24 protein-coding genes and 1 tRNA gene are annotated in these 23745 nt (G+C 72.2%); 10 read left to right on the plus strand and 15 right to left on the minus strand.

Going from position 1 to position 23745, the window contains the following annotated elements; all coding sequences use genetic code 11:
- Nucleotides 1-44: 44 nt before the first annotated feature.
- The gene (locus ACIBCT_RS11480) at nucleotides 45-1238 is read left to right on the plus strand and encodes an amino acid deaminase/aldolase (RefSeq protein ID WP_399187373.1); all 1194 of its coding nucleotides are present in this window, start codon (nucleotides 45-47) and stop codon (nucleotides 1236-1238) included.
- A gap of 152 nt (nucleotides 1239-1390) precedes the next feature.
- Here the strand turns inward: ACIBCT_RS11480 and ACIBCT_RS11485 are convergent, their stop codons facing one another.
- Entirely contained in the window at nucleotides 1391-1723 is a 333-nt protein-coding gene (locus ACIBCT_RS11485) for a DUF3618 domain-containing protein (protein WP_399187375.1), read from the minus strand.
- A gap of 111 nt (nucleotides 1724-1834) precedes the next feature.
- Here ACIBCT_RS11485 and bcp point away from each other — a divergent pair, with 111 nt between their 5' ends.
- The 6 genes from bcp to ACIBCT_RS11515 all read left to right on the plus strand — a co-directional run bounded on the left by bcp (nucleotide 1835) and on the right by ACIBCT_RS11515 (nucleotide 8899).
- Nucleotides 1835-2299: a thioredoxin-dependent thiol peroxidase gene (bcp, locus tag ACIBCT_RS11490; RefSeq protein WP_399187377.1), complete on the plus strand. Its 465-nt coding sequence runs from the start codon at nucleotides 1835-1837 to the stop codon at nucleotides 2297-2299.
- 644 nt (nucleotides 2300-2943) lie between these two features.
- Nucleotides 2944-3016 (plus strand) — tRNA-Leu (locus ACIBCT_RS11495).
- A 328-nt stretch (nucleotides 3017-3344) separates the two neighbouring features.
- On the plus strand, nucleotides 3345-4544 hold the full coding sequence (locus ACIBCT_RS11500; RefSeq protein ID WP_399187379.1) for a sensor histidine kinase: 1200 nt from the start codon (nucleotides 3345-3347) through the stop codon (nucleotides 4542-4544).
- 130 nt (nucleotides 4545-4674) lie between these two features.
- A complete protein-coding gene (locus ACIBCT_RS11505) occupies nucleotides 4675-5349 on the plus strand; it encodes a response regulator (protein WP_399187764.1) in 675 nt (224 codons plus the stop codon).
- Between the two features lie 267 nt (nucleotides 5350-5616).
- Complete coding sequence (locus ACIBCT_RS11510) at nucleotides 5617-6387, plus strand: ABC transporter ATP-binding protein (RefSeq protein WP_399187381.1); 771 nt, start codon at nucleotides 5617-5619, stop codon at nucleotides 6385-6387.
- 1 nt (nucleotide 6388) lies between these two features.
- The gene (locus tag ACIBCT_RS11515) at nucleotides 6389-8899 is read left to right on the plus strand and encodes an ABC transporter permease (protein WP_399187383.1); all 2511 of its coding nucleotides are present in this window, start codon (nucleotides 6389-6391) and stop codon (nucleotides 8897-8899) included.
- A 101-nt stretch (nucleotides 8900-9000) separates the two neighbouring features.
- On the opposite strand, the gene ACIBCT_RS11520 is transcribed toward ACIBCT_RS11515, so the two are convergent.
- From ACIBCT_RS11520 to ACIBCT_RS11555, 8 genes are all read right to left on the minus strand, one after another.
- Entirely contained in the window at nucleotides 9001-9270 is a 270-nt protein-coding gene (locus ACIBCT_RS11520; protein WP_344888091.1) for a hypothetical protein, read from the minus strand.
- Nucleotides 9267-10016: a toxin glutamine deamidase domain-containing protein gene (locus tag ACIBCT_RS11525; RefSeq protein ID WP_344888088.1), complete on the minus strand. Its 750-nt coding sequence runs from the start codon at nucleotides 10014-10016 to the stop codon at nucleotides 9267-9269. Before ACIBCT_RS11525 ends, ACIBCT_RS11520 begins: the two co-directional genes overlap by 4 nt.
- A gap of 142 nt (nucleotides 10017-10158) precedes the next feature.
- Nucleotides 10159-11928 carry a molybdopterin-dependent oxidoreductase gene (locus tag ACIBCT_RS11530; protein WP_399187386.1) on the minus strand — a complete coding sequence of 590 codons (1770 nt, stop codon included), beginning with the start codon at nucleotides 11926-11928 and terminating at the stop codon, nucleotides 10159-10161.
- A gap of 239 nt (nucleotides 11929-12167) precedes the next feature.
- The gene (rdgB, locus tag ACIBCT_RS11535) at nucleotides 12168-12776 is read right to left on the minus strand and encodes an RdgB/HAM1 family non-canonical purine NTP pyrophosphatase (RefSeq protein WP_399187388.1); all 609 of its coding nucleotides are present in this window, start codon (nucleotides 12774-12776) and stop codon (nucleotides 12168-12170) included.
- Complete coding sequence (gene rph / locus ACIBCT_RS11540) at nucleotides 12773-13489, minus strand: ribonuclease PH (protein ID WP_344888079.1); 717 nt, start codon at nucleotides 13487-13489, stop codon at nucleotides 12773-12775. Before rph ends, rdgB begins: the two co-directional genes overlap by 4 nt.
- A 5-nt stretch (nucleotides 13490-13494) precedes the next feature.
- Nucleotides 13495-14247, minus strand: a complete 753-nt coding sequence (locus ACIBCT_RS11545) for an MBL fold metallo-hydrolase (RefSeq protein WP_399187390.1) — start codon at nucleotides 14245-14247, stop codon at nucleotides 13495-13497.
- A gap of 119 nt (nucleotides 14248-14366) precedes the next feature.
- Nucleotides 14367-15188 carry a glutamate racemase gene (gene murI, locus ACIBCT_RS11550; protein ID WP_399187393.1) on the minus strand — a complete coding sequence of 274 codons (822 nt, stop codon included), beginning with the start codon at nucleotides 15186-15188 and terminating at the stop codon, nucleotides 14367-14369.
- Nucleotides 15189-15484: 296 nt separating this feature from the next.
- Entirely contained in the window at nucleotides 15485-16276 is a 792-nt protein-coding gene (locus ACIBCT_RS11555; protein WP_399187395.1) for a thioesterase family protein, read from the minus strand.
- A 316-nt stretch (nucleotides 16277-16592) separates the two neighbouring features.
- On the opposite strand from ACIBCT_RS11555, the gene ACIBCT_RS11560 reads away from it, so the two are divergent.
- Complete coding sequence (locus ACIBCT_RS11560; RefSeq protein ID WP_399187397.1) at nucleotides 16593-18548, plus strand: DUF3352 domain-containing protein; 1956 nt, start codon at nucleotides 16593-16595, stop codon at nucleotides 18546-18548.
- A 123-nt stretch (nucleotides 18549-18671) separates the two neighbouring features.
- Here the strand turns inward: ACIBCT_RS11560 and ACIBCT_RS11565 are convergent, their stop codons facing one another.
- From ACIBCT_RS11565 to clpS, 6 genes are all read right to left on the minus strand, one after another.
- Nucleotides 18672-19619, minus strand: a complete 948-nt coding sequence (locus ACIBCT_RS11565; protein ID WP_344888065.1) for a cysteine synthase — start codon at nucleotides 19617-19619, stop codon at nucleotides 18672-18674.
- Nucleotides 19620-19727: 108 nt separating this feature from the next.
- The gene (locus tag ACIBCT_RS11570) at nucleotides 19728-20006 is read right to left on the minus strand and encodes a MoaD/ThiS family protein (RefSeq protein ID WP_344888062.1); all 279 of its coding nucleotides are present in this window, start codon (nucleotides 20004-20006) and stop codon (nucleotides 19728-19730) included.
- Between the two features lie 6 nt (nucleotides 20007-20012).
- Entirely contained in the window at nucleotides 20013-20231 is a 219-nt protein-coding gene (locus tag ACIBCT_RS11575; RefSeq protein WP_399187400.1) for a hypothetical protein, read from the minus strand.
- Between the two features lie 27 nt (nucleotides 20232-20258).
- Complete coding sequence (locus tag ACIBCT_RS11580) at nucleotides 20259-20702, minus strand: M67 family metallopeptidase (protein WP_344888059.1); 444 nt, start codon at nucleotides 20700-20702, stop codon at nucleotides 20259-20261.
- Between the two features lie 9 nt (nucleotides 20703-20711).
- Nucleotides 20712-21236, minus strand: coding sequence for a DUF2017 domain-containing protein (locus ACIBCT_RS11585; protein WP_344888056.1), 525 nt, complete (start codon nucleotides 21234-21236; stop codon nucleotides 20712-20714).
- 136 nt (nucleotides 21237-21372) lie between these two features.
- Nucleotides 21373-21660 carry an ATP-dependent Clp protease adapter ClpS gene (gene clpS / locus ACIBCT_RS11590; protein ID WP_344888582.1) on the minus strand — a complete coding sequence of 96 codons (288 nt, stop codon included), beginning with the start codon at nucleotides 21658-21660 and terminating at the stop codon, nucleotides 21373-21375.
- A gap of 40 nt (nucleotides 21661-21700) precedes the next feature.
- Between clpS and ACIBCT_RS11595 the strand changes: the two genes are divergently transcribed.
- The gene (locus ACIBCT_RS11595; RefSeq protein WP_399187403.1) at nucleotides 21701-22990 is read left to right on the plus strand and encodes a nicotinate phosphoribosyltransferase; all 1290 of its coding nucleotides are present in this window, start codon (nucleotides 21701-21703) and stop codon (nucleotides 22988-22990) included.
- 4 nt (nucleotides 22991-22994) lie between these two features.
- Nucleotides 22995-23570, plus strand: coding sequence for a nicotinamidase (locus ACIBCT_RS11600; RefSeq protein ID WP_399187405.1), 576 nt, complete (start codon nucleotides 22995-22997; stop codon nucleotides 23568-23570).
- The last annotated feature ends 175 nt before the right edge of the window (nucleotides 23571-23745 follow it).

Below are 23745 nucleotides of genomic sequence, written 5' to 3' on the forward strand. Positions count from 1 at the left end.
GTGAATATGGCTCATATTCGATGCGACCGGGTTATCCTGCGGACATGGACGACCGCCAGCGCTACGACCGGGCCACCGCCCACCTCGATCCCCCCTTCGCCGTCGTCGACCTGCCCGCCCTGCGCGCCAACGCGGCGGCGATGGTCCGGAGGGCCGCGGGCAAGCCGATCAGGGTCGCCAGCAAGTCCGTCCGTTCCCGGGCCCTGCTCGAACGGATCCTCGCCATGGACGGCTTCGACGGGATCATGGCCTTCACCCTTCCCGAGGCCCTCTGGCTGGTCTCCGGCGGGATGCGGGACGTCCTGGTCGCCTACCCCACCGCCGACCGCGCCGCGCTCGCCGAGCTGGCCGCCACCCCCCGCGCCGCCCAGGAGATCACCGTCATGGTGGACCGGGCCGAGCAGCTGGACCTCGTCGAGTCCGCCGTCGCCGGTGTCCGCGACCGCCAGGAGATCCGCCTCTGCCTGGACGTCGACGCGGGCTACCTCGCCTTCGGCGGCCGGTTCCGGGCGGGCGTCCGCCGCTCCCCCGTCCGGGACGCCGTCCAGGCCGCCGACCTGGCCACCGAGATCGCGAAACGGCCGGGCTTCCGCCTGGTGGGCCTGATGGCGTACGAGGCGCAGATCGCCGGGGTCGGGGACGACCTTCCCGGCAGGTCGGTCCGCACCCGGGCCGTCCGCTGGATGCAGGCCCGCTCCCGGCGCGAGCTGATCACGCGCAGGGGGCGGATCGTCCAGGCCGTACGGCAGATCAGCGACCTGGAGTTCGTCAACGGCGGCGGCACCGGCAGCATCGAGAAGACCACCCGGGAACGGGCCGTCACCGAGATCGCCGCGGGCTCCGGCTTCTTCCATCCCCGGCTGTTCGACTTCTACCGGGGCTTCACCGGCCGGCCCGCCGCGCTGTTCGCCCTGCCGGTGGTGCGCCGCCCGTCCCCGGGGGTGGTCACCGTCCTCGGCGGCGGCTACACCGCCTCCGGTCCCCCCGGCGCCGACCGCCTGCCCCAGCCCTACCTGCCGTGCGGGCTGCGCTACGACCCGGACGAGGGGGCGGGCGAGGTGCAGACCCCCCTGATCGGCCAGGCCGCCGAGGACCTGCGCCCCGGCGACCGGGTGTGGTTCCGGCACGCCAAGGCCGGCGAGCTCTGCGAGCGCTTCACCAGCCTGCACCTGATCGAGGGGGACGAGGTCGTGGACGAGGTCCCCACCTACCGGGGCGAGGGTCACGCCTTTCTCTGACCTGCGGGCCCCGGCCTCCCGCGCCGGGACCACGACCAGGCCTTGGCCGGTGGCGCCTTGCCGGGACGCCTCAGGCTCCCTACCGCGACGCCTGCCGGGACGCCCTACCGCGACGCCTTAGTGCCTTATCGGGACGCCTTACCGGTGGCGCCCTACCGGTGGCGCCGCCTCCACAGCATGACCATCGCGCCGAGCGCCAGCACCGCCCCCACGCCGATCAGGACCGGCGCCAGGTCCGGCCGGTCGTCCTCCCACAGGTCGTCCGGCTCACCGGCGGCCCGCACCGGCTTCGGCCCGGCGACACCGCCCACCAGGTCGCCGACCTGGGCGACCAGGTGCTCCGCGTTCGCCTTGACCTTGGCCACGCCACGCTCCGCGACCCGCTTCGGGCTCACCCGGTCCGCGATGGCGTCCACCGTCTGGGCCAACTCCGCGCGCGTGCGCTCGATCTGCCGTTCCAATTCCGCGGGATCGGTGTCCGCCATGGCTATCCTCCCCTACACCTCGATGTCGATCAGTCTGTCAGGTCCGGTCCACCCGCGGCACTTCGGGCAGGCCGGTAAGTTGACCCGGGAACCATTCCTCGGAGGAACACCATGAAACTCGAGCCGGGCGACGCCGCCCCGGACTTCACGCTTCCCGCCGCCGACGGCACCACCGTGTCGCTGGAGACCTACCGCGGCAGGCGCGTGATCCTCTACTTCTACCCCGCCGCGATGACCCCGGGCTGCACCAAGCAGGCCTGCGACTTCCGCGACAGCCTCGACTCCCTGACCTCGGCCGGGGTCGCCGTCCTCGGCGTGTCGAAGGACACCCCGGCCAAGCTCGCGAAGTTCGCCGAGCACGACGCCCTGACCTTCCCGCTCCTGTCGGACCCCGGCCTGGAGGTGCACAGGGCCTACGACGTCTACGGCGAGAAGACGATGTACGGGAAGACCACCATGGGGGTCATCCGCTCCACCTTCGTCATCGACGCCGACGGCAAGATCGAGAAGGCCCTCTACAACGTGAAGGCGACCGGCCACGTGGCCCGCCTGCGCCGCGAGCTCGGCCTCGACTGAGGGCTCCCGCGGCCGTTCGCCGGGACACGGACGCAGGAAACGCGGGCGCGGGAACACGGGCGCGGGAACACGGGCGGGGAAACGCGCGCACGGGAACACGGCGGGGAAAACGCGGTCGCGGGAACACGCCGGGGAAACGCGGGCGTGCCCCGGGAGTCGCCGCGCGTTTCCTTTCCCGGGCGTGCCGGGCGCATGGGAACGCATCCAGGAAACGCCCGCGAAGGCGGGCGTCCTCTCTCCCGCGTCGTCCGCGTCCCGTGCCGCCCTGGCGTCGTCGGCACGGGTGGCGCCCATTGTCCTCATCGGACGCCCGCCGAAGCTTTCCGGAATGACATGTCCCGCTTTCGCGCGCCGTCCCCGTCCGGTGAAACCCCCGTCGCGACGCCGTCGCCCGGAAGGGGTTCCCGGGATACGTCCCGAAGGTGGCCTCTTCCGGTTTCCGGGCAGCTCAGAGGGGCCCTGATCACAATCGGGATGCCGTACGTCCGGCCGGGATGTAGGATCGGGGACGTCCGGCGGGGCCGGGCATCGGTATCGCACGGCGGTCACGTCAATGGCGACCGGCTCGACAACAGAAAAGAAGACCCGCGTTTCGTCCACCCGGTCCGTCGTTCATGGGAACGGGGATTCCGCGGGAGCGTCAAGGGGCCGTAGTCCAATGGCAGAGACACACGGTTTAGGTCCGTGCCAGTTCGGGTTCGAATCCCGACGGCCCTACAGAAGAATCACGTTCATTCCGCCGAGGCGGATTCGACCGGCGCGGGTGTGACGATGCCGTCCCGGAATCCGTTCTTCACAGAACATTTCCAAAGGGGAAGAACGAAAGGTCGCGCGGCCCGTCCTCATGGCCGCGCGACCTGTCGCCGTTGTGACTGATCACCACAAACTGCTCCCTTTACTCACCCCGGAAGGTGCTCCCGGAAACCATCGTGCCGTAGCGGCCGTAAGGCCGGTGTAAGCGGTGCCGGGTCTGCGACCTGGGTCGTACGCCGGGTTCCCCCCTCAGGGGGAAGGGCGGGGACCGGGCCGTACGTATCGTGGTGGTGTGTTCGGCAGACTACGCGCCTGGAGCGGGCGCCATCCCAGGATCACCGACGCCCTCTGGCTGGTCCCGTTCCTGCTGTTCTCCCTGCAGAACGTGATGTCCGCGGGCGTCGGGAGCACCGCCTGGGAGGCGGCGGGCCTGGACGTGTGGTGGTTCGCGGGGCTGGGGGTCCTGCTGTTCGCGCCGCTGTTCTGGCTGCGCGAGCGCCCGCTCACGGTCTTCACGATCATCTCGATGACCTGCTTCCTGCAGTGGCTGCTCGGGGTGCAGCCGCTGTTCTTCAACGTCTCGGTGCTCATCGCCCTGTACGGGGTGGCGTCACGGCGTTCGTTGCGCTGGGCGGTCGGGGCGGGCCTGGTGGTGGAGCTGGGGCTGCTCCTGGCGTTCCTCCAGTCGCCGCCCTCGGAGGCCGGGTTCGGAGCCGCCTTCGCCTCCGCGTCGGCGTTCTCGGGCACGGTCTGGATGGGAGGGATCTACGCCAACACCCGGCGCCGCTACCTGGAAGGGCTGGAGGAGCGGGCCGAGCGGGCCGAGCGGGAACGTGACCAGCAGGCCAGGCTGGCCGCGGCGGCGGAGCGGGCCAGGATCGCCCGCGAGCTGCACGACGTGGTCGCGCACAACGTGAGCGTGATGATCGTTCAGGCCGACGGGGCCGACCATGTGATCGGCCACGACGCCGAGCAGGCGCGCCAGGCGATGCAGGCGGTCTCGGCCACCGGGCGCAGGGCGCTGGCGGAGATGCGCCGGATGGTGGGGGTGCTGCGGGACGACGGCGTGCAGGGGGAGTACGCGCCGCAGCCGAGCCTGTCGCAGCTCGACGAGCTGGTGGCGCAGGTACGGGCGTCCGGCCTGCCGGTGGATCTGCGGGTCTCCGGCGTCCCCAGGGAGCTTCCCGAGGGGGAACAGCTCACGGTCTACCGGATCGTCCAGGAGGCGCTGACCAATACCCTCAAGCACGGCGGCCCGTCCAGCAGGGCCTGGGTCGAGATGGAGTACGGCGTGCGGGAGCTGCTGCTGCGGGTGACCGACGACGGCCGCGGCGCCTCCGCGCCCGAACGCGAGGGCGGGCACGGCCTGGTGGGGATGCGCGAGCGGGTGGCGATGTTCGGCGGGAGCCTGGAGGCCCGGCCCGAGACGGGCGGCGGGTTCCGGGTGGTGGCGCGGCTGCCGATCGGAGCCGGGGCGGAGCGGGCGGCATGAGGGAGCACGGCGCGGACGGGGCCGGCGGCGCGGGAGAGCACGGCCGGGGCGACGGCCCGGGTCGCCGTCCGGCGGGCGGGCCGGATCGCCCGCGGGGTGGCGGCGCGGGTGGCGGGCGGTGAGCGACCAGGTGATCCGGGTCATGCTGGTCGACGACCAGGAACTGCTCCGTACAGGGTTCCGGATGGTGCTCGGTTCCCACCCCGACGTCGAGATCGTCGCGGAGGCCGGCAACGGCGCGGAGGCGGTGGAGGCCGCGCGGAGGGTCGCGGTCGACGTGGTGCTGATGGACGTGCGGATGCCGGTCATGGACGGGGTGGAGGCCACGCGCCTGATCTGCTCGGTGCCCGCAGGGCCCCGGGTGCTGATCTTGACCACGTTCGACCTGGACGAGTACGCGTTCGCGGCGCTGAAGGCGGGCGCGTCGGGGTTCCTGCTCAAGGACGTGCCCCCCTCGGACCTGGTGAGCGCGATCCGCTCGGTGCACAGCGGGGACGCGGTGGTGGCTCCCAGCACGACGCGGCGGTTGCTGGAGCGTTTCGTCGTGCACCTTCCGGCGTCGGGCCCGGCGGGAACGGCGGAACCGACGGCGCTGGCCGGGGTGACCGCGCGGGAGCGGGAGGTGATGGTGCTGGTGGCCAGGGGGCTGTCGAACACGGAGATCGCCGGTCGACTGCAGCTGGCGGAGGCGACGGTCAAGACGCACCTGGGCCGGGTGCTGGCCAAGCTGAACCTGCGGGACCGGGCGCAGGTGATCGTGTACGCCTACGAGTCCGGCCTGGTGACGCCCCACTCGGCCGACTGACCCCCGCTCCGGCCCTGCCCTGTCCGTCCCGATCGCCTCGGCCGTTCCGATCGTCCCGGTCCCGGTCCCGACCTGCCCTGCCCGCCCCGATCGCCTCGCGCGCCTCGGCCGAACGGCCGAGGCCGCGGTACGACGAAAGTGGCGCCGCTCCTCCCCCGGGTGCTCTCCGCACGACCGCAGGTCGGGCCTAATGCCTGATGGATCCGTTCTTCCAGGTCAATAGCGTCTTCCGTGTCGTGACGTCGTACGTTGTCGAGGAGAACTGACATGACCATCACCGGAGAGGCCGGCGCGCGGGGCACCCGAAGAGGCGTGACACCGGCCGTGACGGCCAGGGGGCTGACCAAGGTGTACGGCCGGGGGGACACCGCCGTGCACGCGCTTCGGGGTGTGGACGTCACGTTCTCCACGGGCGCCTTCACCGCCATCATGGGGCCGTCGGGGTCGGGCAAGTCCACGCTGATGCACTGCCTGGCCGGGCTGGACACGGTGAGCGGCGGGCAGGTGTGCATCGGGGACGTGGAGCTCACCGGGCTCGACGACAAGAAGCTCACCCTGCTCCGCCGCGAGCGGATCGGCTTCATCTTCCAGGCGTTCAACCTGCTGCCGACGCTCACGGCCGAGCAGAACATCCGGCTGCCGCTGGACATCGCCGGGCGGCTCGCCGACCCCGCCCTGTTCGACCAGGTGGTGGACACCGTGGGCCTGCGCGACCGGCTGGGGCACCGGCCGTCGGAGCTCTCGGGCGGGCAGCAGCAGCGCGTCGCGGTCGCCCGCGCCCTGATCAGCGCGCCACAGGTCATCTTCGCCGACGAGCCCACGGGCAACCTCGACTCGCGCAGCGGCGCCGAGGTGCTGTCGTTCCTGCGCACGTCGGTACGCGAACTCGACCAGACGATCGTGATGGTCACCCACGACCCGGTGGCCGCCTCCTACGCCGACCGGGTGATCTTCCTGCGGGACGGCCTGCTGGTCGACGAGCTGGCCGGGCCGACGCCGCAGTCGGTGCTGGACACGCTGATGAAGCTGGAGGCGTGAGGTGCTGAGGACCACGCTGGCCGGACTGCGCGCGCACCGGCTGCGCCTGGCGCTGACGGCACTGGCGATCGCGCTGGGCGTGGGGTTCATCGCCGGCACGTTCGTGCTGACCGACACCATCGACGCGGGCTACACCCAGAGGTTCTCGGCGGCGGCCGACCGGCTGGACGTCGCCGTCCTCCCCGCGAGCGCCAAGGGCGACGAGGAGGCGCTCGTCTCCGACGCGACCCTGAGGAGGATCCGCGCCGTGGACGGCGTCGCCGACGCCCAGGGACTGGTGCGGGGGACGTCCGCCCTGATCGGCAAGGACGGCAAGGCCGCCGGCGACTACCCGACGCTGGGGATCTCGCTCCCCGAGGGGACGCTGAACCGTACCGTCGTCGTCGAGGGGCGGGTCCCTCGCAACGGGCGGGAGGCCGTGCTCGACGAGGGCACCGCCAGGAAGCGGGGGTTCCGGGTCGGCGACACCGTCACCGTGCTGGACGCCGGTGACAGGCGGCACACGTTCGCCCTGGTGGGACTGTTCGACGGCGGCCTGGACCAGGAGATCGGGTACATGGGGGCGGTGGGCTACACCACCGCCACGGCCCGCGAGATGACCGGGACGCGGGGATTCACCGAGGTCGACGTCGCCGCCGCCGAGGGGGTCTCCCAGGAGACGCTGCGCGCCTCGGTCGCCGCGGCGGCCGGGAAGGGCCACCTGGTCAAGACCGGTGAGACGTACGCCGCGGACCTGGCCAGGGTCAACGGCGGCGACAACGAGATCATCGGCGTGGGGCTGCTGATGTTCGGCGTGGTGGCGATGTTCGTGGCCGCGCTGGTCATCTACAACACCTTCACCATCCTGGTGGTGCAGCGGACCCGGGAGATGGCGCTGCTGCGGTGCATCGGCGCCACCCGCGGCCAGGTCTTCGGCTCGATCCTGCTGGAGTCGGCCGTGGTCGGCCTGCTCTCGTCGGTGATGGGCCTGCTGCTCGGCTACGGCCTGGGCACCGGAGCACTGGCCGTGCTCGCCGCGCTCGACGCGCCACTGCCCATGGCGAGCGCCTCGCTGGCGCCGCGCACGATCGTGCTGGGCCTGGTCGTCGGCCTGGTCGTGACGGTCGGCGCGGCCCTGCTGCCGGCCCGGACGGCGACGCGGGTGGCGCCGGTCGCCGCACTGGGCGCCCAGGTGGAGGAGCCCGCCTTCCGGGCCGGTGTGCTGCGGACGGTCTCCGCGACGCTGCTGCTGGTCGCGGGGGCGGCGGTGATGACGCTGGCGGTGACGATGGACCCGGGCCAGACCGCGCTCCTCGTGGTCATGGTGGGCGCCTCGCTGGTGTTCCTGGGCGTGCTGGTCCTGGGCCCGGTGATCGTCAGGCCGCTCTCCACCTTCGCCGGGTGGGTCCCCGCCAGGCTCTTCGGCGTGCCCGGCAGGCTCGCCCTGGACAACTCCCGGCGCAACCCGAAGCGGTCGGCCACCACCACGGTGGCGCTCACCGTGGGCGTGACGCTGATGACGGTCATCTCGGTCGTCACCGGCACCGTGCGGGCGACGTACACCCAGCAGCTCGACGAGCAGTTCCCCGTCGACTACATGGTGCAGAGCCAGGGACGCGATTCGGTCCTGCCCCGCTCGATCGCCGACGAGCTGCGCGTCCGGCCGGAGTTCGCCTCGGTCGTCGCGTTCCGCTCGACCACCGCCCCCCTGGAGTCCGGGGACGGCACGTACCAGGTGGGTACGTTCACCCCGGCCCCGGGGTTCGCCCCGAAGCTCGACGCGGGCTCGATCGACCGGCTCACGCCGGGGACCGCGCTCGTCGCCGAGCACCTCGCCGAGCGCCTCAAGGTGGGCGTCGGGGGCCGGATCACCGTACGGACGAAGGAGGCCGGTCCGGTCGCCCTGACGATCGCGGGCGTGTCCGGCGCGGAGTCGAACCTGTTCGACGTGACGGTGCCGGCCGGGGAGTTCGACCGCTACTTCCCGGGGGTGGACGACTCCCGGGTGATGGTCAACTACCGGGACGGTGTGAACCCCGACAAGGCGCTCGCGGTGGTCGAGGGGGCGACCCAGGCGTACCCGACGGCGAAGGTGATCAGCTCGACCGAGGTCCGGGGCGAGTTCGACGAGACGCTCGACATGATGTTGATGATCATCACGGGCCTGCTGGGCCTGGCGGTGCTCATCTCCCTGCTGGGCATCGCGAACACGCTCTCGCTCTCGGTGCACGAGCGCACCCGCGAGTCGGCGCTGCTGCGGGCGCTCGGCCTGACCCGGCCGCAGCTGCGGCGGATGCTCTCGGTCGAGGCGCTGGTCCTGGGCCTGATCGGGGCGCTGGTGGGCGTGGCGCTGGGCGTCGTGTTCGGCTGGGCCGCGGCGCAGACGATGACCACGAACGTCCTGTTCCGGCTGCCGGTGGGGCAGATCCTGGCGTTCGTGGCGCTGTCCGGGCTGGCCGGGGTGGTGGCCGCGGTGCTGCCCGCCCGGCGCGCGGCCCGCGCCTCGGTGACGGGCTCGCTCGCGAGCGGCTGACCCCGAACCGGTCCGGCACGTCCCGGCACGTCCCGGCAGAGCCGGACGGGAGCCGGAGGACCGGCGGGCGGGGTGACGGGCGGGTACGGCCGGGACGTCTCCTATCGGGGGCGGCGTCCCGGCCACTGCTCGGCCACGGTCTCGGGGTTGAGCAGCGGCCGGATGACGATCTCTCCGGTGGCCTTGTCGATGACCACGCACCCGGCGCCCACGGTGTCGGGCAGCACGCCGGGATCGTCCGGCTCCGGCTCGTTCGCCCAGGCGACATAGCCCTCTTTGAAGGCATAAATACGGATGTCGGAGTTGGCGCCCGTGCCGCGGACCCCGCTGAAGTACTCCTCCGCCACCGCCCTGGCCTGCTCCGGGTTCACAGCCGCCGCCCCTCCCTGTCGATCACGACGCAGAACACGCCGGTCACCGATTCGTACGGCGGCTCCACCGCCATGTGCCCCCGCTGCGCGTCGATCCAGATCACCTCGCCGTCGAAGTTGACCGCGTTCCACGCGTGGCTGCCCCCGGCCGGCCAGCGGTTGACGATCAGCGCGGCCGAGCCGTGCCCCCCGGCCAGCAGCGCCTGCGCGATCGGGATGTAGGAGTGCCTGCCCTGCCCCACGTACTGGAAGCGCTGCCCCAGCCAGCGTTCCGCCCTGGCCACTCCCCCGGCCTCCCCGCTGAGCAGCGGCTTGCCGACCCGGTCGTACTCGGGTCTCCTGGGCGCGGCCACCGCCGGGACGCCGTACCAGGTGGAGAGCACCGACAGCGCGCAGTCGATCGCGTTGGTGGCGCGGAACGGGTCGTCACCGGACCCGCTCCCGTTGATCAGCCTGATCCACATGCCGCGCGGGTCGGGGAAGCGGCGCGGGGTGCCCTGATCGGTGACCGGGACCGCCTTGAGCATGTCCTCCTCGGTCTGCGGGTCCGGCCTGGCCAGCCCGCCCGCCAGCCCGTACGGCCGGCACTGGTCCAGCCGCGCCGGCCCCCAGCGCATCGGCTCGCGTTCGCGCGGCGCCGCCACCACGGCCGACACCTGGACCTCCAGCTCGAAGTCCCGCCACCGCTGCCCGTCCGCGGTCACCACGGGGTTGTAGACCCCCGCGGGCACACTCCACTCGTTCACGGCTCCCCCGTCACCCGTCACCTGCGAGCCAGATCGTAGGACGGGGCTCACCGGGGCGACGAGGAGTTGACCATTTACAGGCCCCGCCTCCGGCATGGCGTGGGACAACGGCCGGTACCCCGCCGGTGTCTCGGTCAGGCGGTCAGGTGACCTCCACCCGGACGGTGTGCCGGCCGGTGGCGCCGTCCGGGGCGATGGGGGCCCGGTCGGCGGTCTGGGTGTAGCCGGTGGCGTCGGTGGCGCGGACCTCGATGGTGTGGCTGCCGGGGGTGGCGTCCCAGTCGTCGAGGACCCACTGGCGCCAGGTGTCGGCGGTGGGGGCCTCGGCGAGGCGGGCCTGGCGCCACGGCCCTGCGTCGATGCGGACCTCGACGGCGTCCACGCCCTTGTGCTGGGCCCAGGCGACGCCCGCGACGGCGGTCCGGCCGGCCGGGACGGACGAGCCGGCCGCGGGCAGGTCGATGCGGGACTGGGTCTTGATCGGCCCCCGCGCGGACCAGCCCCGGGGCGTCCAGTAGCCCTCGTCCCGGTCGAAGCGGGTGACCTTGATCTCGGTGACCCACTTGGTGGCCGAGACGTAGCCGTACAGGCCCGGGACCACCTGACGGACCGGGAAGCCGTGGTCGACCGGGAGCGCCTCACCGTTCATGGCGAAGGCCAGCAGGGCGTCGCGGCCGTCCATCACGACGTCGGCCGGCGTCCCGGCGGTCCAGCCGTCGGCCGACGTGCTGAGCAGCATGTCCGCCCCTCTCTGGACGCCCGCGTCGCGCAGCACCCCGGCGAGGCCGACGCCCAGCCAGCGGGCGTTGCCGATGTAGGGGCCGCCGATCTCGTTGGAGACGCAGCAGAGCGTGACGTCGGCCTCGGTGACGGCGCGCTTCATCAGGTCGGCGAAGGTGAGCTCGACGGGCCGGTCGACCAGGCCGTGGATCGTGAGGGTCCAGTCCCGCGGGTCCACCTGGGGGACGACCAGGGCGGTGTCCACCCGGTAGAAGTCGTTGTTCGGGGTGACGAACGGCGACAGGCCCTTGATCCTGAGGTCGGCGCCCGCCGGGAGCGGGGCCAGGGGCTTGGCGGGCCTGGGCAGCGCGATGCCGCTGCGCGCCGCGGTCACCTCGGCCCGGCCGGAGAACAGGCGTCCGGCGGCCCCTGCCGCCCCGGCGACGGCGACACCGCCGAGGACGCCGGTCAGCAGCCCGCGGCGGTCGAACGCGCGCAGGTCGTTCCCGGCCCGCATAACCGGCGGGACGGACGGGCCCGCGTCCTGCGGGACGGACGCGCCCGCGACCGGAGGCGCAAAGGCGCCCGTGTCCTGCGAGGTGGGGACGCCGGGCCGGTCACCGGTCCAGGGCACGGTCCCCGTGGCGGAGACCGGCGTGGTCCCCGCCGGGACGGTCCGCAGGGCCGGGGAGGGCTCCGGGCGGGGCGCGGGCGGGCTCTCCCGCAGGGTGTGGTGGAGATCGTCGGCGGGCACCAGGGCGCGGCGGAGAAGCCGGTGCAGGGCGAGCATGCCGGCGCCGACACCGAGCACCGTCGGCAGCAGGTCGGTCACGCCCGCGCCGGGACGGGTCAGCACGGCGACGACCCCGAGCAGGCCGAACGCGGCCAGGCCCGCCAGGCCGTACCGGACGTCGCGGGCGGCGGCGAGTCCCAGCAGGGCGGCGAGGAGCGCCATCACCACCAGGATCCCGCCGATCAGGACGACCTTGTCGTTCTCGCCGAACGTGCGGATCGCCCATTCCTTGAGCGGCGCCGGGGTGAGGTCGACGGCGGAGTCGCCGACCGCGACGACCGGGAAGGCGGAGGGGTTCACCAGGCCCGCGACGAGCAGGGAGAAGCCCACCGCGACCATCCCGGAGACCAGGCCGATCAGCGCCGCGGCCCACGAGGGCATGCGCCTGTTGCTCTGCATACCCCCGACGCTACGCCCTCGGCGGGCCGCCGGATCTTACGCCCCGATTACGTACGGGCCGGACGATCTTCCCGGCCGGGACACGCGGGTCGGGCGATCTTTCGGGCCGGGCGCCCTTCCCTGCCGGGATCACGGGGACGATCCCGCCGGGATCACGGGCGCACCCCCTCCGGCCGGGGCCGTACGAGGCGGGCGCCCTCTCCGCCCGGCCCGTACGGGACAGGCCGGAGCCTCGAAGGTCAGGCGATCTCCTCGGCCAGGATCGGGGCGAGCGCGCGGAAGGCGCGGCCCCGGTGGCTGATGGCGTCCTTCTCGGCCGCGGACAGCTCGGCGGTGGTCCGGCTCTCGCCCTCAGGGACGAAGATCGGGTCGTAGCCGAAGCCGTTCGTGCCGCGCGGGGCGTCGATGATCACGCCGCGCAGGGCGCCCTCGGTGACCCGTTCGTGCCCCGAGGGCAGCGCCAGGGCCGCGGCGCACGCGAAGTGCGCGCCCCGGTGGCCCTCGGGCACGTCGGAGACCTGCGCGAGCAGCAGGGCGAGGTTGGCCGGGTCGTCGCCGTGCCTGCCCGACCAGCGGGCGGAGAAGATGCCGGGCATGCCGTTCAGCGCGTCCACGCAGAGGCCGGAGTCGTCGGCGATCGCGGGCAGCCCGGACTGCCGGGCCACGGCGTGCGCCTTGATCAGGGCGTTCTCCGCGAAGGTCAGACCGGTCTCGGCGACGTCGCCGATCTCGGGGAACTCCTCCAGGCCGACGATCTCGACCGGGACCGAGGCGTCGGCCAGGATCCGGCGGAGTTCGGTGATCTTCCCGGCGTTGCGGGTGGCGAGCACCACCTTGCGGCCGCTCACGCCAGCGCCTCCCGCTGCAGGCGGGTGAGCTCCGCGCACCCGGCGACGCCGAGGTCGAGCAGCGCGTCCAGGGCGGCCCGGTCGAAGGGCTTGCCCTCGGCGGTGCCCTGGACCTCGACGAACTCGCCGGAGCCGGTCATCACCACGTTCATGTCGGTCTCGGCGGCGACGTCCTCGGTGTAGCAGAGGTCGAGCAGCGCGGTCGAGCCGACGACGCCCACCGAGACGGCCGCGACCGAGTCGATCAGCGGGTCGCCGCCGCACATCTTCTTCTTGCGCATCCACGCGACCGCGTCGGCCAGCGCCACGTACGCGCCGGTGATGGCGGCGGTGCGGGTGCCGCCGTCGGCCTGGAGCACGTCGCAGTCGATGACGATCGAGTTCTCGCCGAGCGTCTTGTAGTCGACGCAGGCCCTCAGGGAGCGGCCGATCAGGCGGGAGATCTCGTGCGTCCGTCCGCCGATCTTGCCGCGGACCGACTCGCGGTCGTTGCGGGTGTTGGTGGCGCGCGGCAGCATGGCGTACTCGGCGGTCACCCAGCCCTGGCCGCTGCCCCGGCGCCAGCGCGGCACGCTGTCCTGCACGGAGGCGGCGCAGAGCACCTTGGTGCCGCCGAACTCGACGAGCACCGAACCCTCGGCGTGGGCGAGCCAGCCGCGGGTGATCGTGACGGGGCGGAGCTGATCGGGAGAACGTCCATCTGCACGGGCCATGCCGTTCACCCTAGGTCATACCGGGCCCCGCTCCGCGCCAGTTCCATGCGCCCGCCGTACCCCCCGCGCGAGGCGTCCGCGAGGACGTCGTCGCGGTCGTTCCAGGGCACCAGGTGGGTCAGGACCAGGGTCTCCACGTCCGCCCTGGCGGCGTGCTCGGCGGCCTGGCGGCCGCTCAGGTGCAGCCCGGTGGGCAGGCCGGGCCGGTCGAGGTGGGAGGCCTCGCACAGCAGCACGTCGGCGCCGGAGGCGAGCTTGACCAGCTCGGCGCTCTCGCCGGTGTCACCGGAGTAGACCACCGACCGTCCCCCATACGAGACCCTGAACCCGTAGGTCTCCACCGGGTGGTTCATCGGCGCGGCCGTCACCTCGAACGGGCCGGCCTCGAACACGCCGGGCGTCAGGCCCACGAAGTCGAAGGCGGTGTCGAGCGCGGGCTCGTCCGGCATCGCGTAGGCCGAGTTCAGCCGCCTGCGCGCGTCGGACGGCGCGTACACCGGGATCCGGGGCAGCGGGCCGTGCGGCGAGTAGGTGCGCACCACGTGGTACGGGCACATGTCCAGGCAGTGGTCGGCGTGCAGGTGCGACAGGCAGATCGCGTCCACGTCGTACAGCCCTATGTACTTCTGGAGGGCGCCCAGAGCGCCGTTCCCGAAGTCGAGCAGCATGCGGAACCCCTCGGCCTCCAGCAGGTAGCACGAGGAAGGGCTGTCCGGGCCGGGAAAGCTCCCCGAGCACCCGACGATCGTTAATTTCATGGCGGCCTCCTACGGTGATTACGGCCGCGCGTCACGGCGCGGGCGCCGGTGGCCGGTGCCCGCCCGCCCTCCTTCGTCCGCCAGGCCCGGCGCTCCCCCTACGGAGCGCCGGGACACCCTCACGCGCGATGCCCGTTACTCGGAACATCCCCTACTGTCGCCACTTCGACCGCCTGGATCTCCGGCCCGAGGAACCGTCGGCCGAGGTCGGCGAAGAGGCCCGCGTCACCGGTGGCGCGGAAACGGTGACCCGGCTCGCCCCCTACGGCGGCCAGGCCCCGGTCGTGCAGGATGCGGTACACGTCCTTGGCCGTCTCGTCGGCGCTGGACACCAGCGTGACCCCGTCCCCCACCACGTAGGAGATCGGTCCGGTCAGCAGTGGATAGTGCGTGCATCCCAGGATCAGCGTGTCGCACCGGTCGGCGAGCACCGGCTCCAGGTAGCCGCGGACGACGTCGATGAGCTCGTCGCTCATCGTCTCCCCGCGCTCGACGAACTCCACCAGGCGCGGCGCCGCCACCCCGGTGAGCCGGACGTCGGGGGCCGCGGCGAAGGCGTCCTGGTACGCCATCGACTCGATGGTGGCCCTGGTCCCGATCACCCCGACCCTGCCGTTGCGGGTCGCCCGTACGGCACGGCGGGTCGCCGGCTGGATCACCTCGACCACCGGCACGTCGTAGCGCTCCCGGGCGTCGCGGAGCACCGCGGCGCTGGCGCTGTTGCACGCGATCACCAGCATCTTGACGTCGTGCTCGACGAGGTGGTCCATCACCTCCAGCGCGTAGGCGCGTACCTGCGCGATGCTCTTGGGACCGTACGGCTGCCGTGCCGTGTCGGCCACATAGAAGATCGACTCGCTGGGCAGCTGGTCGATGATCGCCCTGGCCACGGTGAGCCCGCCGACACCGCTGTCAAAGATTCCGATACTCGCTTGCGACACAGTTCCCAAGGCTAGGCGACCTGGGACGATCGATCACGGTAAGAATCCTCACAACGCTGATTACCGACGCAGACGTGTACTTTCCATGACATCTTTCGTCGGCCGCCCCGCGGGAAACCCCTGCCCCGCGCGTCCCTTCCGGGTCCGCGCGGGCGGGGCGGGCCCAGGGCGCGCAGGCCGGCTCCGCGCAGGCCGGGATCCGCGCGGGCCGGGCTCCACTCGGGCGGGACCAGGCCGCGCGGGCGAGGTCAGGGCCCGCGGGCGAGGTCAGGGCCCGCGCGGGTGGACGGGGTCCGTCAGCCGCGGCCGACGCGGGCCAGCTGGCGGGACTGGGCGACCAGGCGACCGGCCGAGTCCCAGACCTCCACGTCCTCGTCGAACCAGCCGTCGCCGATCAGGCGGCCCGACCCGATCAGGGTCAGCCAGCCGGGGGCGGGCAGGGCGCGCAGGTGCCAGGTGAGGTCCACGGTGGGGGCCCAGCCGCGCTCGCCCGCGGAGAAGACCACCGGCGGCAGGGCGTCCACGGCCAGCGCCAGCACGTACGGGTCCGGGTCCTGCGGCTCGGCCATCCGGAAGTGGGCACGGGCCTCGGGCCGGCCGGTGGGCTCGCCGGTGAGCCAGCCGACGGTGGGCGGGTCGAAGGCCATCTCCATCTGCGCGTTGAGCGTCATGCCGGACTCGGGCCTGGGGTCGGGCAGCCGGACGCACTCCTCGACGGGCGGCATCGCCACCGACGGGCCGTCCGTCCACCTCGGTTCTGCGCCCGTGAGGGTCGCGGTGGTGACGAGGGCCTCGATGTAGGACGCGTCGTCCTGCAGCAGGGTCGCCCGCGCCATGGTGGCGGTACGGCCGGTCTTGATCTGCTCCACCCGCACCCGGGCGGGGCCGGGCCGGGCCGCGCGCAGGAACTGGACCGAGGTGGTCACCGGGTGCTCGTGCGGGGAGGCGTCCACCACCGCGCGCAGCAGCACGGCCATCAGGTAGCCGCCGTTGATCGGCCCGCCGATCGAGTACCCGGGGTCGAGACAGACGTCGTACATGGTCTCGTCCACCCGGATGGCCGCCGTCGCCTCGTCGAACTTTGTCATCCACGCTCCCGAACCTTGTTCTAGAGGGGACACTTTACCGATTCCGTACGCCCTCCGCCTCCCCGGCCCCCCGGCCCGGCCCCGCGGGCGGGCCGTCGGGATCGGCGGGACCGTGACCCGACCGGAACCGGTGGGGACGGCGGTACGGAGCGTCTTCCCGACCGTCGGCACGGGACGGCCGGGCAGGTCGGGGCCCCGGGGACGGGCCGCGAGGCGATTTAGACGGACCAAACGTGTAGTTAGTTCAATGCAAGCGGACTGCTAGCAAAGTGCACTAACTTCATCCATATCCGCGAAATCCACATTGTGAGTGAGCATGCCTGCCAACAATCCCCCCGACCAGACGCCCACGCCGGGGCAGCAGCCCGACAGGACGATCGCCTACCGCTGGAATGAGGGTGCGCAGCACAACGACCAGCCGCACACGCAGGCCCACCCGCAGGGCCAGGCCGGATACTCCCAGCCCGGCGGCCGGCAGGGGCAGCCCTACCCGCAGCAGGGCGGGCCCTACGGGCAGCACACCCCCGGCCAGTCCGGTCAGCCCTACGGGCAGCAGGGGTACGGGCAGCAGGCGGGCCAGCCGTACGGGCAGCAGAACAACTACGGCCAGCAGGCCGGTCAGCCCTACGGCCAGGCCGGTCACCAGCAGCAGGGTTACGGTCAGCAGGCCGGTCAGCCGTACGGCGAGCAGACCTACGGCCAGCAGACCTACGGGCAGCAGGCGGGCCAGCCGTACGGGCAGCAGAACAACTACGGCCAGCAGGCCGGGGGCTGGCAGCAGCAGGGCCCCGACTTCCTGAGCGCCGGCCCGCCCGCCGGACCTCCCGCCGCCAAGAAGCGCAGGGGCTGGCTGTTCGCGGTGATCGCCGCGGTGGTCGTGGCCCTCGTGGGCGGCGGCGGCGTCTTCGCGGCCAGCATGCTCAGCGGTGGCGGCACGCAGCCGCACGACGTCCTGCCCTCCAACGCCATCGGCTACGTGCGGCTCGACCTCGACCCCGCGGCGAACCAGAAGGTGGCGCTGTTCAGCATCGCCCGGAAGTTCACCGTCACCAAGGACTCCTTCACCGGCGAGGACCCGCGCCAGGCCGTCTTCGACATGCTGAAGAAGGGCAACGCCGACGACTTCGGCGCGATCGACTACGCCACCGACGTCGAGCCCTGGCTCGGCGACCGCATCGGCCTCGCCGCCCTGCCCTCGGGCAAGGGCGCGGCGGTTCCCGGCGTCGTGGTGGCGGTCCAGGTCAAGGACCAGGACCAGGCCAAGGCCGGCATCGCCAAGCTGATGGGCAAGGAGAAGTACGGCATCGCGTTCCGCGACGACTACGCGCTGCTCACCGCCACCCAGCCCGAGGCCGACCAGGCCGCGGCGGCCGCGCCGCTGAGCGAGAACGCCTCCTTCACCGACGACCTGGGCGCCCTCGGCGAGACCGGCGTGCTCTCCTTCTGGATGGACGCGGGCAAGATCGCGGCGCTGGCCCCCGAGCTGGCCACCCAGGACCCGGCCACCCTGAACCAGATCAAGAACGTCCGGGTCGCGGGCGCCCTGCGCTTCGACGGCGAGTACGTCGAGCTCGCGGGCATCAGCCGCGGCGCCCAGAGCCTGGACATGGGCACCCCGGAGGCGTCGCGGATCAGCACGCTCCCGGCCTCCACCGCGGGCGCGGTCTCCTTCTCCGGTCTCGGCGAGGTGATCGGCAAGCAGTGGGCGCAGATCATGAAGTCGGCCGACCAGGCCGCGGGCGGGAACGCCGGCTTCCAGCAGTTCGCCGACCAGGCCCAGCAGAAGTACGGGCTGCAGCTCCCCGCCGACCTGGTGACGCTGCTCGGCAAGAACATCACCCTGGCCGTGGACGCCAACGGCATCGAGAGCAACCAGCCCCGGTTCGGCGCGAAGATCGTCACCGACCCGGCCAAGGCCCAGGAGGTCGTCGGCAAGATCGAGAAGTTCCTCGTCGACTCCGGGGCCGCCACGCCGCAGCTCGCCAAGGTCGCCGGTGACGGGACCTTCGTCCTGGCCGGCTCCCAGGACTACGCCGCCGAGCTCGGCAAGGACGGCGGCCTGGGCGACAGCGAGACCTTCCAGCTCGCCGTCCCCGACGCCGACAAGGCCACCTTCGCCGCCTATGTCGACCTGGACAAGGTGGAGAAGCTCTACCTCGGCACCCTGCAGGGCGAGGAGAGGGCCAACCTCCAGGTGCTCCGCGCCGTGGGCATGAGCGGCACCCAGTCCGGCAGCGAGGCCAGCTTCTCGCTGAGGCTGCTGTTCAACTAGCCCTCACCGGTACCGGCGGACGAAAAAGGGCCGGCCCCCGATCGGGGGCCGGCCTTTCCGGTTCTTCCGGGCCTCGGACCCGTCCTCCCGGGGCCTCCCCGGAGGGGACGACCCGGCTCGGGATCAGGCCCAGAGCTGACCCTCCAGCCGCTCCTCGGCCTCGTCCAGCGTTCCCTCGTAGGCACCGGTGGACAGGTACTTCCAGCCGCCGTCCGCGACCACGAACACGACGTCGGCCCGCTCCCCCGCCTTGACGGCCTTGGCCGCCACGCCGAGCGCCGCGTGCAGGGCGGCCCCGGTGGAGACGCCCGCGAAGATCCCCTCACCGTCCAGCAGCTCGCGGGTGCGGCGCAGCGCGTCGGCGGAGGAGACGGAGAACCGCGTGGTCAGCACGTCGGCGTCGTACAGCTCGGGGATGAAGCCCTCGTCCACGTTGCGCAGCCCGTACACCAGCTCGCCGTACCGCGGCTCGGCGGCGACGATCTTCACGTCGGGGACGTGCTCGCGCAGGAACCGGCCGACGCCCATCAGGGTGCCGGTGGTGCCCAGGCCGGCCACGAAGTGGGTGACCGACGGCAGGTCCGCCAGGATCTCCGGCCCGGTCGACTCGTAGTGCGAACGCCAGTTGGCCGGGTTGCCGTACTGGTAGAGCATCACCCAGTCGGGGTTCTCCGCGGCCAGGCCCTTGGCGACCCTGACCGCCTCGTTGGAACCGCCCGCCGCGGGCGAGGAGATGATCTTGGCCCCCCACATCCGCAGCAGCTGGCGGCGCTCCTCGGAGGTGTTCTCCGGCATCACGCAGATCAGCCGGTAGCCCTTGAGCCGCGCCGACATCGCCAGCGAGATGCCGGTGTTGCCGCTGGTGGGTTCGAGGATGGTGCAGCCCGGCCGGAGCAGCCCGTCCTTCTCGGCCTGCTCGATCATCCACAGCGCCGGACGATCCTTGATCGAACCCGTCGGGTTGCGGTCTTCGAGCTTGGCCCAGACCCGCACGTCCTGCGAGGGGGACAGCCGGGGCAGGCCGACCAGAGGGGTCCGGCCGACCGAGTCGATCAGTGAGTCAAAGCGCATGATGTACGGCTTCCGCCTCGGGGTGACATGCCTGGTGGTGCAGGCCGGGACCTGCGGCACGCGCCGACCGGCCCGCGAGGTGCGCGGGACGGGCGGCGTCGCGCTCCGCTAGCGGGAACCGCCGGCCACGGCGGGCAGCACGGTGACCGTGTCGCCGTCGGCGACCGGGGTCTCCAGCCCGCCCAGGAACCGGACGTCCTCGTCGTTCAGGTAGACGTTCACGAAGCGGCGGAGCGCGCCCTTGTCGATCAGGCGCTCCTTGAGGCCGGGGTGGCGGGACTCCAGGTCACCGATCAGCTCCTCGAGCGTGGCGCCCTTGGCGTCCACGGCCTTGGCGCCGTCGGTGTAGGTGCGCAGGATGGTCGGAATGCGAACCTCGATGGCCATCGCGGGTCAATCTCCTTGTGTCGTCATGGGAGTGCAGCCCATCGGATCAGAACACCGGTGGGCACCGGGGGATTCCAGCGGAACCGGCCGGCGACACTCGTAGACGACGACGGAGGGCGTGTGCGCGAACAGGAAGTTCTGCACGGGTGCGACGCCCGCGTGCCGTGCCCGGGAGCCGGGACGCGGGAGCACCACGTCCTCCTGGCTCGGGGCGGCGATCGACATGAGGACCAGTTTACCCAAAGGGACGATTCACCTCGCGTCCGTACCGGGTGAGGACCCCGCGGGGGTGATCGTCACCTCCTCCTCGCTCACCACCCCGTCGACGATCCGGTACGAGCGGAACTCGGCCTCCTCGCCCAGCTCCTCACGGGTGGAGACCAGCACGTAGTGCGCGTTCGGCTCGGAGGCGTAGGAGATGTCGGTGCGCGAGGGGTAGGCCTCGGTGGACGTGTGCGAGTGGTAGATCACCACCGGTTCCTCGTCGCGGTCGTCCATCTCCCGCCAGACGCGCAGCTGCTCCATCGAGTCGAACCGGTAGAACGTCGGCGACCGCTCGGCGTTCTCCATCGCGACGAACCGTTCGGGAGAGTCGGAGCCGATCGGCCCGGCGATCACCCCGCAGGCCTCGTCGGGGTGATCCGCCCGAGCGTGCGCGATGATCCGGTCGACCAGTTCCCGAGAGATCGTGAGCATAGGGGGAAGTTACCAAAGGGCCCGGACCAGGGTGTCCTGGAGGTAGGTCAGCCAGTCGTAGATGACGTACGCCGGATAGCGAGGATCGTTCTCCGACATGTCGGCGATCTCGTCGTGCACCTCCTCGGTCACCTCCAGCCGGGTGCCGAGCGCGAGACGCACGTCGTTCAGGGCCCGCATCCACGCCTGCGCCTGCTCCCTGGTCAGCTCGACCCGGCCGGCCTCGGCGCTGTCCAGCATGGTCCTGGCGTCGGCCCGCTTGCCCTCGCGCAGCGTCGCCTCGGTGTAGCGGCGGAACTCCGCGGCGTCCTCCCCGTCCTCGTACGCCGAGGGGAACAGCCGGGCCAGCACCGGGTCGTTGGACTGCTCGGAGGAGCCGATGCCCAGGGCCTTCTCCAGGGGGTCGTCGCCGGTCTCGCCCGGCTCGATGAGCCCCAGGATCTGCGTGACCAGCGAGCGCAGGATCGACACCTCGGCGGCGTCGAAGACCGTGATCACGCCGCCTTCCGGGCCCTGCCTGAATCCCGAACTCATCTTCCGCCCACCGTTCCTCGCGGACCGCGCCAAGGACCCGTCCGCCCCTGGGACCCCGTCCGCCCTCCGGATCCCGTGCGCCCTTCGGATCCCGGCCGCCACAGGGGGCACGGACGGCACCGGCCCCGCCGTCCGCTCACGAATCCCGCTGGACGGTCGCCCAGAGCCCGTAGGAGTGCATGATCTGCGCGTCGCGCTCCATCTCCTCGCGGGTGCCGCTGGAGACCACGGCCCTGCCCTTGTGGTGCACGTCGAGCATCAGCTTCTCCGCCTTCTCCTTGGAGTATCCGAAGACGGACTGGAAGACGTACGTCACATAGGACATCAGGTTGACCGGGTCGTTCCAGACGATCGTCAACCATGGCAGATCGGGTCGTACGTCGATTGACGGACGCTCGACCTCCGTTGGAGCGGTGCTACCCACATTCACCAGTCTGCCCTACCCCGGGCTTAGTCTTCGACTCGTGACAAAGAGCATGAGCACCGCGTTGCTTACCGATCACTATGAGCTGACGATGCTGGAGGCCGCCCTGAAAAGCGGCGCCTGGAGCAGGCGGGCGGTCTTCGAGGTGTTCGCCCGCCATCTCCCGGACGGGCGGCGCTACGGCGTCGTCGCCGGGACCGGCCGGTTCCTGGACGCCCTGGAGGCCTTCCGCTTCGACGAGGAGACGCTGGAGTTCCTGCGCGCGAGCCAGGTGGTCGACGAGCCCACCCTGGAGTTCCTCGCCGGGTACCGCTTCTCCGGGCGGGTGGACGGCTACGCCGAGGGCGAGTGCTACTTCCCCGGCTCCCCGATCATGACGGTGGAGGGGACGTTCGCCGAGGCGGTCCTGCTGGAGACCGTGATCCTGTCCATCTTCAACCACGACTGCGCGATCGCCTCCGCGGCCGCGCGGATGGTCCACGCCGCCGGGACCAGGCCGCTCATCGAGATGGGCTCGCGGCGCACCCACGAGTCCTCCGCCGTGGCCGCCGCGCGGGCCGCGTACCTGTGCGGGTTCTCCGCCACCTCCAACCTCATGGCGGGCCGGACGTACGGGGTCCCGACCGCCGGGACCGCGGCCCACGCCTTCACCCTGCTGCACGACTCCGAGGAGCAGGCCTTCCGGGCCCAGCTCGACTCCCTCGGCGCCGCCACCACGCTGCTGGTGGACACCTACGACGTGACCGAGGCCGTACGGACCGCGGTGGAGCTGGCGGGACCGACGCTGGGCGCGATCCGCCTGGACTCCGGCGACCTCGCCCAGATGGCCCACGAGGTCCGCGAGCAGCTCGACGGGCTCGGCGCCCACAAGACCAGGATCATCGTCACCAGCGACCTCGACGAGTACGCCATCGCGGCGCTGTCCGCGGCGCCGGTGGACGGCTACGGCGTCGGCACCTCGCTGGTCACCGGCTCCGGCTCCCCCACCGCCGCCATGGTGTACAAGCTGGTGGCCCGTGAGGACGCCGAGGGGGTCATGCGGCCGGTGGCCAAGAAGTCGGTGGGCAAGCCCAGCCAGGGCGGGCGCAAGACCGCCTTCCGCGAGCTGGAACCGGACGGCACCGCCGCCGCCGAGGTGGTCACCGTCTCCGGCGAGCACCCGGACGGCGCCCGCCCGCTCCAGGTCCCGCTGGTCAGGGACGGCGAGGTCGTCGGCCGCGAGGGGCTCGTGACGGCCCGCGCGCGGCACCGCGAGTCCCTCGCCGAGCTGCCCCCCAACGCCCACCAGCTGTCCCGGGGGTACGCCGCGATCCCGACCGTGTTTGACTAGCCCCATGCCAACCGCACTGATCATCGTCGACGTCCAGAACGACTTCTGCGAGGGCGGCAGCCTGCCGGTGGGCGGCGGCGCCGAGGTGGCGGCCGCCATCTCCCGGCACGCCGCCACCCACGGCTACGACCACGTCGTGGCCACCCGCGACTACCACGTGGACCCCGGCTCGCACTTCGCCGCCGAGCCCGACTACGTCACCTCCTGGCCCGTCCACTGCGTCGTCGGGACACGCGGCTCGGACTTCCACCCGGCCCTGGAGGTCGGACGCGTCGAGGAGGTGTTCAGCAAGGGGGCGCACGCCGCCGCCTACAGCGGCTTCGAGGGAGCCGCCCCCGACGGCACGAGCCTGGCCGACTGGCTGGACGAGCGCGGCGTGGACACGGTGGACGTCGTCGGCATCGCCACCGACCACTGCGTCCGGGCCACCGCCCTGGACGCGGTCGCGCACGGCCTCTCCGTCCAGGTGCTGCTGGACCTCACCGCCGGGGTTGCCGCCCCGACCACCGAGGCCGCCCTCGCCGAGCTCGGCTCCGCCGGAGCCCGTCTCACCGGCACCCCGGTGGTCCGCCCGGCCTGAGACCTCTCAGGCGGCGGGCATGCCCAGGAAGAGGATGATCCGGTCGAGCTTCCCGTCCATGACCCCGAAGTCCTGCTTGAGCCCGGCGACGTCCTGCTTGACCTCGACCATGTCCACCTTCAGGACGGCCACATCCTGCTTGAGCTCACCGACGTCCACCTTGAGACCGGCCAAC

This window comes from Streptosporangium sp. NPDC050855 (assembly GCF_044456585.1).
GTDB lineage: Bacteria > Actinomycetota > Actinomycetes > Streptosporangiales > Streptosporangiaceae > Streptosporangium > Streptosporangium longisporum.